Source organism: Spirochaeta dissipatitropha (assembly GCF_054657935.1).
On the sequence record NZ_BAAHXT010000011.1, the window covers coordinates 31,146 to 44,346 of the forward strand.

General features: G+C 45.8%; 9 protein-coding genes. All 9 read right to left on the reverse strand.

The features are described 5' to 3' along the window. Window positions 1–50 precede the first annotated feature (50 nt). The 9 genes from ACYQ2L_RS12965 to ACYQ2L_RS13005 all read right to left on the reverse strand — a co-directional run bounded on the left by ACYQ2L_RS12965 (window position 51) and on the right by ACYQ2L_RS13005 (window position 13,192). Complete coding sequence (locus ACYQ2L_RS12965) at window positions 51–1,229, reverse strand: phosphoglycerate kinase (RefSeq protein ID WP_460056432.1); 1,179 nt, start codon at window positions 1,227–1,229, stop codon at window positions 51–53. Between the two features lie 81 nt (window positions 1,230–1,310). Continuing rightward, entirely contained in the window at window positions 1,311–3,272 is a 1,962-nt protein-coding gene (locus tag ACYQ2L_RS12970) for a tetratricopeptide repeat protein (RefSeq protein ID WP_460056434.1), read from the reverse strand. Further along, window positions 3,272–4,069, reverse strand: a complete 798-nt coding sequence (locus tag ACYQ2L_RS12975) for a hemolysin family protein (protein ID WP_460056436.1) — start codon at window positions 4,067–4,069, stop codon at window positions 3,272–3,274. The genes ACYQ2L_RS12970 and ACYQ2L_RS12975 overlap by 1 nt, the downstream gene beginning before the upstream one ends. Continuing rightward, a complete protein-coding gene (ybeY, locus tag ACYQ2L_RS12980; protein ID WP_460056438.1) occupies window positions 4,066–4,530 on the reverse strand; it encodes an rRNA maturation RNase YbeY in 465 nt (154 codons plus the stop codon). The genes ACYQ2L_RS12975 and ybeY overlap by 4 nt, the downstream gene beginning before the upstream one ends. After that, window positions 4,517–5,485: a PhoH family protein gene (locus ACYQ2L_RS12985; protein ID WP_460056440.1), complete on the reverse strand. Its 969-nt coding sequence runs from the start codon at window positions 5,483–5,485 to the stop codon at window positions 4,517–4,519. Before ACYQ2L_RS12985 ends, ybeY begins: the two co-directional genes overlap by 14 nt. A gap of 56 nt (window positions 5,486–5,541) precedes the next feature. Further along, complete coding sequence (locus ACYQ2L_RS12990) at window positions 5,542–8,865, reverse strand: LPS-assembly protein LptD (RefSeq protein ID WP_460056442.1); 3,324 nt, start codon at window positions 8,863–8,865, stop codon at window positions 5,542–5,544. Continuing rightward, window positions 8,865–11,696 (reverse strand): excinuclease ABC subunit UvrA, encoded by a 2,832-nt coding sequence (gene uvrA, locus ACYQ2L_RS12995; RefSeq protein WP_460056445.1) that lies wholly within the window; start codon window positions 11,694–11,696, stop codon window positions 8,865–8,867. The genes ACYQ2L_RS12990 and uvrA overlap by 1 nt, the downstream gene beginning before the upstream one ends. Before the next feature lie 48 nt (window positions 11,697–11,744). Then, on the reverse strand, window positions 11,745–12,617 hold the full coding sequence (locus ACYQ2L_RS13000) for a tetratricopeptide repeat protein (protein ID WP_460056447.1): 873 nt from the start codon (window positions 12,615–12,617) through the stop codon (window positions 11,745–11,747). A gap of 140 nt (window positions 12,618–12,757) precedes the next feature. Next, entirely contained in the window at window positions 12,758–13,192 is a 435-nt protein-coding gene (locus ACYQ2L_RS13005) for a V-type ATP synthase subunit K (RefSeq protein WP_460056450.1), read from the reverse strand. Window positions 13,193–13,201 lie beyond the last annotated feature (9 nt).

The window sequence follows — 13,201 nt, forward strand, 5'->3', positions numbered from 1 at the left end:
ATTGCTCCTTAATGTCAGACAGCGCCATACCGGCGCTGTTAACTTTTAAATTATGCTTCCAGTATTGCAATGCCGGGTAGGCTTTTACCTTCCAGAAATTCCAGTGAAGCACCGCCGCCGGTTGAAACATGGCTCATCTTGTCAGCGAGATCAAATTTATTTGCAGCAGCAACCGAATCACCGCCACCAACCACAGTTGTGCCTTTGCTCTCGGCAATCATTTCCGCAACGGATCTTGTTCCTTTTTCGAAATTAGCGAACTCAAAGACACCCATGGGGCCATTCCAGATTATGGATCTTGCTTCTGCAATCACGGGGCGAATTTTTTCAAGTGTCTTTGGCCCTACATCCATTCCGATTTTACCTTCAGGGATGTCAATACTGTCAACTGTTTCCGGATCGGCAGATTCGCTGAACTCAGATGCAACTATATGATCGACTGGAAGCAGTATTTCTACACCAGCAGCCTTTGCCTTTTCAATCAGTTCGGCCGCTGTCTGTATGTAATCCTCTTCAAGCAATGACTTGCCGATTTCATAACCCTGCGCCTTGAGAAATGTATAAGTCATGCCTCCCCCGATAATCAGGGTTGAACAATTCGGAAGCAGGCTTTCAAGTACACCAATTTTTGATGATACTTTTGCTCCTCCAATAACGGCTACCATTGGTTTGGGGGGATTACCTAAAAGTGGAGCAAAGGCTTCGACTTCCTTCTGGATCAGGAAACCTGCGCTGCCAGGTAGAATACGAGCGATGCCTTCAGTTGATGCATGTGCACGGTGTGCAGTTCCGAATGCATCATTGACATATACATCACCTAATTTAGCCAGTTTAGCGGCAAAATCAGGATCATTCTTGGTTTCCTCAGCATAAAAACGAACATTTTCAAGAAGAAGAACTTTACCTGGTGCGAGAGCAGCCGCCATTCCTTCTACTTCTGTACCGATACAATCAGGGGCCATTGCCACACTGTCACCAAGAAGCTTACTGAGTCTTTCTGCTACTGGTGCAAGACTGAATTCCGGAGAAGGTCCGTCTTTCGGACGTCCGAGATGACTCATGAGAATCAAGGATGCACCTTGTTCAATAATGTACTTGATCGTCGGTAGTGCTGCCTGGATTCTGGTGTCATCAGTAATGAGGCCGTCTTTGAGCGGTACATTAAAGTCTGCACGCATCAGGACTTTTTTTCCTTTCAAATCGATATCTTTCAGTGTTCGTAATGCCATAATTCCTCCAAATTTCATGATCTGAATAAACAGGTGTATAGTTGCTATTACCTGTGACTATAAGGATATACCGGGATGCTGTCAATCGAGTGAGCGTATTCGACGGTAGAGAGGCGAAAAATCTGTGAGTACGGGATTCTGCTCACCTGTGCCTGCTGGTTGAATAATGGCATAGTCACCGGGGTTCACCCTATCGAAAAAACCGCCCTGGGTTATTCTACCGGAAGAGAGTCTGTCATCAAGCTCCTCTACAACGAATACAGCCAGCAGCTCCTTGTCAGGCAGTAATAGGCCCGGGCTGTCATTTCTTGCTACCGGTGTCTGGGCGGGATGAATAGGTATTTCGTCACCCACAGAGATTCCGTCCAGGGTGCCTCGATCAATTACAGCATTTCTGAAACGTCTTTCTACTATACGTGCTATTACAGGCATAGAATCTCTCAGTATCTCCTGGATTACAGATAACGCCCGGCTGAAGGAATGGGCCCCTTCCCGTAGAATCCAGGATTCCGAAATACGTGAACCGGTGCGGCTGACAGCGATTGTAAAACCGAGCCGGACTGTACTTCCGTCCAGAAGAGGTTCCAGCACAATATAATATTCCGAGGATCCGGATCTGGCCATCTGCAGTGCTTCCTGATGAGATGTAACGGCTACAGGCGGACTGGAAAAATTTACTGAGTGGATATTGTTCAGATTGTCAATAATTATATAAGGTAGAAATAAATCTGCATTGTAGAGGCCGGTACTCCCCGGCAGGACGAAGAGTTGAACTCCTACAGATGCCCGTTCAAGATCAAACTGATTGATGGACCATCGCTCAGCTACCGAACCGGCAATCATATTACTGTACATTTCTATGGAATCAGCAACATCGCGGGAATTATTACCCTGCTCTCTGAGAAGCCGCAGTTCCTCCAGATACCGAGCGTAATTTCCATCTGCCTCAAAGGAAGATGCATACCCCAGCCGACCTCGTTCAGAAAATGGATTAAGCTGCAAGGCTCTGCGGTAGTGCGCCCTGGCGCGTTGAGATAGATGTTGATCCTGATATCCTCCTGCAAGCTGTATATGGTAATCAGCTGCAGCCTGACGACGAGAATCGGTCAGTGATGTCTCCCTGCGGAGTATTGTCTCGTAGATGCCTCTGAGCAGCTCATTACCTGGAGACAGGCGGAGAGCCCGTTCCATGCCTGTCAGGGCTTCATCGATACGGTTCTCTCTGTAAGCAGCATAGCCTGCCAGGTACCACGCTTCTACAGACTGCGGATTACGTTCAAGTATCTGCCGTATCTGTCTGTCTGCAGTCGCATAGTCGTTTTTTTCAAGATTGATCTCTGCGCTCAGCAATAGCGCATCCGGGTAATGTTCTCTTAATTGAAGAGCCACACTGGCATGGTATTCTGCCTGTTCAAGGTTATTGCGCTCCATAAACTGCTGGGCGGCGAGCAGATGGACGGTCGGGTTATTATTATGGTGCTGTAAGGCTGAATCAATATAGCGACCGGCGGCCTGATGATCACCGGCAGCACTTGAGATCAGCGCCAGTGAAAGCAGGGCATTTCTGTTGCCGGGATTCTGCTGAAGAGCCTCATCGAAAATTCTGGCGGCCCTATCCGGGTTGTTTCGTGCCAGAGCAATCTGTGCCTCTCCGATTATCGCAGCAGTATTATTCGGCTCCTGCCTCCTCACTTCTGCGTATACCGCCGCTGCATCATTGATCCTGCCAATGGAAAGTAGAATATCTGCGTGAAGGTTCTTTACAGGGAGTGAAGAGCCTGCATATACCCTTGCTCTTTCAATTGAGGACAGCGCCTGGTCAAATTCCTGCATAGCAAGGTATGTTTCGGCCAATCCCTGCCATGCATCGAGATAATGAGGATTGCTTTCTATTGCTTTTCGATATTCACCGATAGCTTCTATATAATTACCGCTATTCAAGAATATTCTTCCGCTCCGTACATTATCAACCGGGCTGCTATAGATAACTGCAGTGTTGAAAAGCAGCATAATTGTACATATACGGAACATCAGTTTAATCATCAGTCTTCCTCCGGCTCTTCATCGGCAGGAAGATCACGGTGTACTACGACCTTGACGGTCCTGATCTTATGTCCGTCCATTTCCTGTATAATAAATTCCAGACCATCATTCTGTATTTTTTCAAATTTGACCGGGATCTTACCGAAGAGATCAAACACGTAACCGCCGAGAGTTTCAAAATCATTGTGCGATATACTGATCTGGGCTACTTCTGTGAGATCCTCCAGGCTGGTTCGGGCATCACAAAGGAATACGGATTCATCAATCTGCAGTATGTCTTCCTGCTCATTGTCAAACTCATCCTGAATGTCGCCAATTATCTCTTCAATAATATCTTCCATTGAGACAATTCCTGATACTCCTCCGTATTCATCTACCCCGATGGCAATGTGTACGCGCCGGCGTTTCATTTCTTTCAGGAGTGAATCCAGCCGCATGCTTTCAGGGACAAAATATGGCTTTCTGATCAATTGATCAATTTGAACAGTTCCATCGTTCTGAATAAGCGACTGCAGTACATCTTTGGCATAAAGCATACCGACGACATTGTCGATTGTTTCCCGATATACAGGGTATCTGGAGTATCCGCTGTCACATATCTGTTCCAGCAAGGAGTTTTTATCCATGCTCAGCGAAACAAATGCAACATCGATTCTCGGGACCATTACTTCTTTAACTGTGGTTGATGATAAATCAATTATACCCTGAATCATATTTTCTTCTTCAGAAGAGTAAGCTGCATTCTGATCAGACTTTGATCCGGGAAAAATTGTTTTCAGTACTGTAAAGATACTCAAAATAGTGTTTCTCCTGCCTGCAGCAGTTTCTCCTGATGCTGCAGCATTGGCTCCTGGCTGGTATTATTGCTCTCATGATCGTATCCGATCAAGTGTAATACTCCATGGATTATCACCCTGCGTAGTTCTTCTTCGTAGGAAACTGAAAAATACTCTGCATTCTCCTGCACCTGCTCAAGCGAGATTATAATATCTCCCAGTGATTCAAGTTCATCCTGATTCGGAAAGGGAATATTTTCTTCTGATTCATCTCGTTCACAGAATGATAGTACGTCTGTTGGCCCTTCCTTGTCTCTGTATATCTTGTTTAAATCGGCTATATAGATATTCGAGCAAAAGGTTATCGAACAACATGTATTATCCTCGTTTTCTGCTTTCAGAATATTCTGAATAAACGGCTCAATTGAATTGATCCAGTCCGGAATTTCAATATCTTTGGTAAATACTTCAATGCTGTTCATGATCATTTCCGTCTTTATATTCGTATGCCTTTATGATCTGCTGGACAAGTCGGTGGCGGACAACATCGGCAGAGCTGAAGCGGAGAATTCCTATTTCGTCAATAGAGTCCAGAATATGGAGAGCGTGTTTCAGACCTGAGGTTCTGTTTCTGGGAAGGTCAACCTGTGTAATATCTCCGGTGACTACCATTTTTGAGTTTTCTCCCATTCTGGTTAAAAACATTTTCATTTGCTCAATCGTTGTGTTCTGTGCCTCATCGAGAATTATATAACAGTTGTTGAGGCTTCGCCCGCGCATATATGCCAAGGGGGCAATTTCAACAATCTCCTGTTCATGCAGACGCTGACGGATTTCTTTGGGAATGAGCATTTCCATTGCATCATACAAGGGTTTGAGATACGGATTCAGTTTTTGTGTCAGGTCACCGGGAAGAAAACCCAGACTCTCACCAGCCTCTACTACTGGTCGGGATAAAATCAGTTTCCGGTATTTTCGTTCCTGTATTTCCTGTAGTGCGTGTGCAATTGCAAGAAATGTTTTACCTGTCCCGGCCGGACCGATGACGAAATTAATCTCATTTTCATTGAGCTGTTTTATCAGGCGTGATTGCATTATGGTTCTCGGATATACCGCCTGATACCCACCGGGAATCACAATTGATTCACTGCTGAAGCTTTTTGGTGTCCCGTTTTTTGCTTGTACAATGCTGTGATATGTTGCGGTGATGCTTCTTTCGTCAATGATTCTGCCCTGAAAAAATAATGTCTGCAGTTCACGGATAATCTCGTGAATTGTTTCTTTCATGCTGTCATCACACTTTTCGACAAGCAATTCATTACCTCTGGTGTGAATCAAGGCACCGGTCAGCTGCTCGAGATAACGTACATTCCTGTCATTAGATCCAAAGATATCCTGCAATACACTGGTATCCTGGACTACTATTGAAGATTCCAACTATCCCCCTTTTCATCTATAACCTTAGCCGCAGCATGAGCCGTGGTCAAGTACTGTTAATAGCTCATGCCGTCATCGTCGATATTGATTTCGGTGCTGAGTTCTGAAATAGGCTTCCATACGAGCTCAAGACTGAGATTGTTGGTCCAGCTCCATTCATTGTCGGCAGCGCTGAATGACGATCTTCCGGTATATTCTGTGGTAAAATCCCAGTCTCCCATTCGATAGATTCCTTTGAGCTGGAAATTTTCAAGGTTAAAATTTGATTCTTCGCGTTCCTGTCGATCCCAGAACCTGAATCCTTTTGCAATGTCGGATACCGGGCTGACAGGATCGAGACCAGCCTGCCGGGCAAGTTCGGGCACATACAGGAATATGGTGTTATGAACTGATTTTGATGAAACTTCAAGTCTGAACAGCTTATGCAGGTCCATGGTAGTTTTGAATGAAATATTCATGCTGCTTTCAGTGAATCGGTTAAAATCAGCAACCAAGGCTGTGCTCAGACTGCTGTTTATCCTGAATCGGTTTTTCCAGAAAGGCAGTGGATCATAGCTGTAGCTGTAGTTGATTGAACCTCTTGTCGGAATAAAAGCCTTCTCCTCCTCTGCAACCCAGGCTGGAATTGACATGTCAAGAACATACGGCGTCGTATATTGATAGTTCAGGGATGCTTTGAGGGACCATAGGTCCAGATTAAAGCCGAGGCTTTCCAGCCGTTCTTCCTCAATATTATAGTTTCCATTCTGAGTCAGACTGAAAACTTTCTCAGTTTTGAGCTGATTGGAAAATGTCATCGGTTTCCAGATCAGTTCTTCTTCATCTTCCTGATGTTCCCATTTCCAGGTCTGTGATCCGCTGTACCAGCCAAAACCATAGCGCAATAACAAACTGTACTCGGTTTTCTTCTCCAGAGGTGGAAGCTGGAAGTTTACCGTAGCCTGCTGAGTCCGTCCCAGAATATTAACATTCAATGTTGAGTTGAGCTTATGTGTCGAGATTGAATCAAGTTCAAAAGGTTCGCTTATCCACTGGTATGAAGGGTTATCCAGATCAAGTTCCTGCTCCGGATCAATCCTGAAATCTGCTGCTTGTGTATTGAAATCATGTCTGATGCTTGAACCCCTGAAAATATCCAGGGATTCAAGCGGCCGCAGCTGGATATCGTTGGTCGAATTGATTGTAAGCCGGTTATTAAGTATTGCGGATCTACGTTCGGATTCGGTCTCCACTTCCTCATGCTCAGCAAAAACATGCCTGTATGAAGCGGTGAATCTCAAGGAATTATTGATACCGAGAACTCTCTGCCACATGTTCAGGCTCTGGCTTATGCTTCCATTGGGAGTACTACGGCCATCGAAGTATCTCGGGCTGAATCTTGTTTCTGATGGGATGGTATTTGCCGCATAGTGATTATATGCCTCAAGTCTGTAATCAGGTCGGAGGGTATAGTCCAGGGTATACTGAAACTGTCTTGCCTGCTGCGGTACCGGTATGTGACGCTGTAGTTCAGGAAGCTGGAAAAGTGGAGCTTTATTCTCTGCAGGTTCTGGAACGGGCAGACTCTCCCAGGGGGCTTCGACGGGAAAGGTAGCTTCAGGTTTGCTGGTTTCTTCTTCAGGACTGCTTGGTGGCCGCGCTGCTCGGTCGCTGCTTATCAATCGTCCGCTTATTGAAGACTGAATTCGAGGGAATTCGAGTAGACGTGGTACAAAAAAATGCTTTATCTGATTCTGTACCTGGTTACTCATTGCTGCTGTGCGTGGGTCAACGAGCTGAGATGCGATCTCTCTGGAATGCCAGTCGAGACGGAAATTCAAGCTGCTGATTGAAATGCTGTTTATGAATCGGGTCGCAGGTGAGTAACTCAGGGAATTGTTTATTGACCAGTTATAATTGTTGAGACGTGAAAATGTTGAATCTGGTGGGTCAGGTCTGGTAATAAGCTGCAGTATCTGAAAGCTTTCATTACGCCGTGATTGTTCACGTCTGAATTCAGGATCCGAATAATGCTGAAATGAGATGTTCGTCCGGATTCTTTGAAAGGTAAGTGCACTTGAATACTGCATTCCGTATCGGAATGGAAATTCACTACCTAGCAGATAACTACTGTGCCATACTGATTCAATGCCGTCCTGGGCTCTATACCAGTGGCTATAACCATTATTGTACCGGAAAATATCCCGGGTGCGACCAAGGCCAGCCCAGAAAACCACATTCCGGAAATTACCGGCTTCCGGAAAAGTTCCATCCAACGCGAGAAAGGCACCTCTATTGCTATAGAGGTCTGCCATAATTTTCAGGCTTCTATCTGCATGTTCATCTTCATCATCGCCAGCTTCGTCATCAAAAAACAATCCGCTGATGCGGCGCCGGCCAGTCCTGTCTGGAGCTTCGGCCAGCTGGAGGACAGATATCGGACTGTCCTCTTCCTCCCTGTCACCATATAGATATGTGGTAGTAAATACGGCCTGACCTTCAACAGGAAAAGATGCTAAGGCAGGGGAAAAAAACAGATCTCTTCCTTGATTAAAATAAAAGGGAAAGTAAAAAAGCGGTATGCGGCCGACATATAATACCGCATTCTGCAATCCCCATTCACCAGGGGCAAATACCCAAATCTTACCAGCCTTGATCCGATAATTGGGCGGATCAGATTCCGAAGAGGTAATTGTACCGTCCTCCATAACTACAACGTCACCGCTGGATCGGGTGATAAAGTCGCCGGAATAGGAGAACATGAGTTCTGTAGAGTCTATTGTTCGGCTTCGCATAGTGCCACCCTCTGCAAAGGCCCCTGACCAGTTCTTCATTCTGAAGCTAACTATTTCACCGCGATATGTTTCAGTGTCGTTGCCGCGTATCAGGCTGTAGGTAACATTGCCTTGAGCGGTTATTGTCTCTCTGGATCTGTTGAAAAAGACCTGATCAGCTTCAATGCTGTGCCGCTGCCCTTCTTCTGTATCATCCAATGCAATTACTACACCGCCTGAGAGTATAAACAGCTCTTCATCGTCGTTTTCGGATGTTTCGTATCGTGTCTGCTGTGCTGACAACACACGAATGGTGACCGAGCCCGTTTCTTGCTGATCACGGCTCTGGCTCTCAGCCAGAGAGCTGAGATCGTAATGCGTATACAATCGGGTTCGTAGCTGCTCTATTGTGCCGCTGGTTGACAAACCTTCCTGACGTGCAGTCTCAAGGAGTTCATAGTAATCAGCTGTCTGAATATCACGCAAAAGAATCTGCTGTCTGCCTCTCCAGTCAGTATTGGATTCCGCACCAGGTTCATTGCTATGAATATAAGAAGGAAAGATCACCGGATGTATTATGAGCAGGATTAATAAATAAAAGCGGACAATACTTCCAGATTTCTTCACTATTGATTTCCATGCAGATGTTCACGCAGGTATCGTCCAGTGTAGGAGACTTTATTGTGGATTATGTCTTCCGGTGTTCCGGCAGCGACAATGGTACCACCACCATCACCCCCCTCGGGACCCAGGTCGAGAACATAGTCAGCCTGTGCAATTACATCAAGGTTATGCTCAATGAGTATAACGGTGTTGCCTTGATCTACCAGTACCTGAAGAACTTCCATCAGTTTTTTTACATCCGCGAAATGCAGCCCGGTAGTAGGCTCATCGAGCAGATAAATAGTTTTTCCGGTGCTGCGTTTCGACAGTTCCAGGGCTAACTTGACTCTTTGTGCTTCACCACCGGAAAGGGTAAGTGCGGATTGACCCAGTTTGATGTAGTCAAGTCCGACATCATGCAGCGTCTGCAGCTTGCGGGAGATAGCTGGAATTGCGGAGAAAAATTCATTGGCTTCTTCAATAGTCATCTCGAGCACATCGTGAATACTTTTCCCTTTATAGCCTATTTCGAGGGTTTCCTTGTTAAAACGTTTTCCATTACAGACATCACAGGTTACGTATACGTCAGGCAGAAAGTGCATTTCTATCTTGATTGTACCTGCTCCCTGACAGTTTTCGCAGCGTCCACCTTTGACATTGAAGGAGAATCTTCCGGGTTTGTACCCTCTTGCTTTTGCTTCCGGAATAGCTGCATAGAGATCACGGATTGCAGTATAAACGCCGACATAGGTAGCAGGATTTGACCGTGGAGTTCTACCGATCGGGCTTTGATCAATATTGATTACTTTGTCCAGATGTTCGAGACCCGAAATAGATTCGTGGGCGCCAACCTCAAGCCGTGCTCTGTTCAGAGCATTTGCCAGGGCAGGATAAGTAATATCGCTTAGGAGGGTTGATTTTCCTGATCCCGATACACCGGTGATTACTGAAAGTGTCTGCAGCGGAAATACTGCTTCAATATTTTTCAGGTTATGTTCTACTGCACCGCTGATTACAAGTTTTTTACCACTTCCGGTCCTGCGATCTTCAGGTAAGTGCATATACAGTTTGCCTGACAGATATTGACCGGTAAGGCTTTCTGGAACGGCGCATATCTGCTCAAGAGTTCCCTGAGCCACGATCTGACCACCATGGACTCCTGCTCCGGGTCCCAGATCAACGATATGATCAGCAGTCCTCAGTGTTTGCTCATCATGTTCGACTACGATAAGGGTATTGCCAAGATCCCTTAGATGTTCAAGAGTTTTAATAAGTCTGTCGTTATCTCTTTGATGCAAACCGATACTTGGTTCATCCAGAATGTACAGTACGCCCACCAGACTTGACCCGATCTGTGTAGCCAGGCGGATTCGCTGGGCTTCTCCCCCACTGAGGGTTCCTGCTGTACGTTCAAGGGTAAGGTATCCGAGGCCTACACTCTGAAGGAAACTGAGGCGGTCACGAATTTCTTTCAGGATCTGTTTAGCTATCTGTGCTTCATTTTCGGTCATTTTGAGTGTTGAGAAAAAATCGATCAGTACGTCTACAGACATTTCCGTGCACTGAATAATATTCTGCTTCTGTATAAGCACTGATAGTGATTCACTTCTTAGCCGCTTGCCCTTACAGCTGCTGCAGGGTCTCTGGCTCATATAACCTTCAAGCCATTCACGAATTCTATCGGAACTTGCTTCTCTGTACCTGCGTTGAAGATCGGCAAAAATACCGCTGAAAGGCTCCTGATATTCGAAACGACCTGTCTGGTTTTTATTGACGTAGGTGTACTCTATTGCGTCTTCTGTACCATAAAGCAAGGCATGGTAGACTTCCTCCGGTAGATCCTCAATCGCTGTATCAAGAGAGAAATCAAGATGATCTGCCAATGCTGTGAATTTACTGCGGTGCCAGTTTGATCCTGGATTGTAAGGAGCTATCCCACCATCTTCAAATGACAGTGCTGGATCAGGAATTATCTTGTTGATATCAAATTCCTGTGTCATTCCAAGTCCTGAACATGCTGGACATGCTCCGAATGGGCTGTTGAAAGAGAACAGTCTAGGTTGAAGTTCCGGCAGGCTCATGTTTTCATCAGAAAACCGGTAGTTTTCAGAGAATTCGAGATTGATTTCCTGTCCATCCGGGTCTTCCCCGGAGATAAAAACGCGACCGTTTGCTGCTCCGAGTGCTGTTTCCACGGCTTCTGCAATCCTTGAACGGCTATCCACGGACAGTTTCAATCGGTCGACAACGATTTCAATAGAATGTTTTTTCTGCTTATCCAGTTCTATTGGTTCTTCAAGAAGCAGCATTTCTCCATTAATTATTGCTCTGACAAAGCCTGCTCTTTTTGCATCGTCAATGATTTTTTTATGCTGGCCTTTTTTACCCTGTATTACAGGAGAGCTGATGGTCAGTCTGGAATCGACAGGCAACTCTAGAATTGAGTCGATTATTTCATCTACTGTCTGACGTACCAGGGCTTCGCCGGTTACCGGATCATGCGGTATACCAATTCGCGCCCAGAGAAGCCTGAGATAATCATATATTTCTGTAACCGTACCAACGGTGGAGCGCGGATTTCTATTGGTAGTTTTTTGTTCTATGGAGATGGCTGGAGATAAACCTTCTATGTAATCAACATCTGGTTTGTCCATCCTGCCCAGAAACTGGCGTGCATACGCTGAAAGGGATTCGACGTATCTACGCTGGCCTTCGGCAAAGATTGTATCGAAGGCAAGTGATGATTTTCCGGAGCCGCTCAATCCGGATATTACGATAAGTGAATCACGGGGGAGTTCAATATCTATATTTTTGAGATTGTGCTCGCGGGCACCTTTCACGATTAGACTTTTCATTGAATCACAGATTTACATATTTTCCAGCTAATATCAATTACAGTAAAATTACTTTATTCCTGAATCAATCATCCTGCGGATAAATGTTTCAGGCATTGTGGGCTGTTTAAGCTGGTGTTGAGCTCTCGAGCGTATAATTTCCGGTCCCGGCAGTTGTGATACCAGTCTCCACAGGTTGTTTGCAAGGGCATTCTGCCCTTCAATATAGAAAGCATCTGCCAGGTACAGGATCTCTCTGGTCAGACTGTCACCCATCAGGTAGTCCCGTATGTGCTGGGTTCTGGGATCTTCAGTAAAAATATCTTCATAGGTCTGCAGTACACTGCTGTACCGGTAATTCGGAAAAACCCTGATCATTTCATCTATGACATCACTGAAACCCATGAGTATGGCAAATATGAGATGGTCGACCGCCTGGGAAGGCAGGTTCTGTAGTAGAAACTGCATTCCAAGTTCACGATGTGCTCGTCGACTGAATATTTCCGGAAGTCGATACAATAAAAAAAGCTCATCTATACCCTGCTGCTGAAGTGTGCGTCGATAGTTTCTTCTGTTTTCCTGATGTTCCGGATCATTGAAATATGGATCATCATCCGTGACCGATAGCAAAGTATTCTGCAGTCTCCGTTGATTGGCCTGAATGTAGTGAATGTCGGACATTGCATATAATATTGAATAACGATATTCAGGGGTGTAGAGAAACCTGCTGTTCTCAAGTGCAAGTTCCAGCTCACGCAGTGCAAGTTGGGTATCTCCTGATCCCAGATACGCACGACCAAGTCCGTACAAAGCCTCCGGCATATTGTTTTCAAGCCGTAGTGCTTCCTGAAACAGGTCGATCGCAGCTGAGAGTTGATATTGTTCAAGTAAGTGCTGGCCTCTGTCAACCAGAGTCCAAGCTGGATCGGCTGTTACGGGCATGATGCAACAGAGAAAAATCAGAAGGGAAACAAGCGATTTTTTAATGCTGTACCGATATGGAAGTGACATAATTATATATCGGCCTTTGTTATAAAAAATAAACAGCCCCGGCTGATTTTGCACGGGGCTGCTCTTGATTGTTAGAGAATTGTCAGCAGGAATACCATGACAAACAGCGCTACAGTCTCGACCAGACCGAGAACGATAATATAGTTACCGAAACCCTTTCCGGATTCTGCCAATGCATCAGAGCTGACGGCTCCGGCTTTGCCCTGGAACCATGCGGAGAACCCCATTGCAATACCACCAAGCACACCTGCGCCTAACAGCATGCTGCTCTCTACAGCACCACTTATCGCAGCTGCGGCCAGCGCATTCATCAGAATAAATCCGTAAATGGTCTGGGTAAGAGGTGCACCTACAAATGCAATCAGAAGGAACGGTGCAGGCTTGTTCTGCAGAAAGCACTTCTTCCATGCTCCGACAGCCGCCATACCTGCTGTTCCTGCACCAATTGCAGATCCGATCGCAGCAAATGCCAACGCAGACGCTACACCAATAAATCCTATGTCCATATGCTTCTC

Coding starts and splice junctions, on each gene's coding strand:
- ACYQ2L_RS12965 (WP_460056432.1), bottom strand. CDS start 1,229: ATGGCATTACGAACACTGAAAGATATCGATTTGAAAGGAAAAAAAGTC.
- ACYQ2L_RS12970 (WP_460056434.1), bottom strand. CDS start 3,272: ATGATTAAACTGATGTTCCGTATATGTACAATTATGCTGCTTTTCAAC.
- ybeY (WP_460056438.1), bottom strand. CDS start 4,530: ATGAACAGCATTGAAGTATTTACCAAAGATATTGAAATTCCGGACTGG.
- uvrA (WP_460056445.1), bottom strand. CDS start 11,696: ATGAAAAGTCTAATCGTGAAAGGTGCCCGCGAGCACAATCTCAAAAAT.
- ACYQ2L_RS13000 (WP_460056447.1), bottom strand. CDS start 12,617: ATGCCCGTAACAGCCGATCCAGCTTGGACTCTGGTTGACAGAGGCCAG.
- ACYQ2L_RS13005 (WP_460056450.1), bottom strand. CDS start 13,192: ATGGACATAGGATTTATTGGTGTAGCGTCTGCGTTGGCATTTGCTGCG.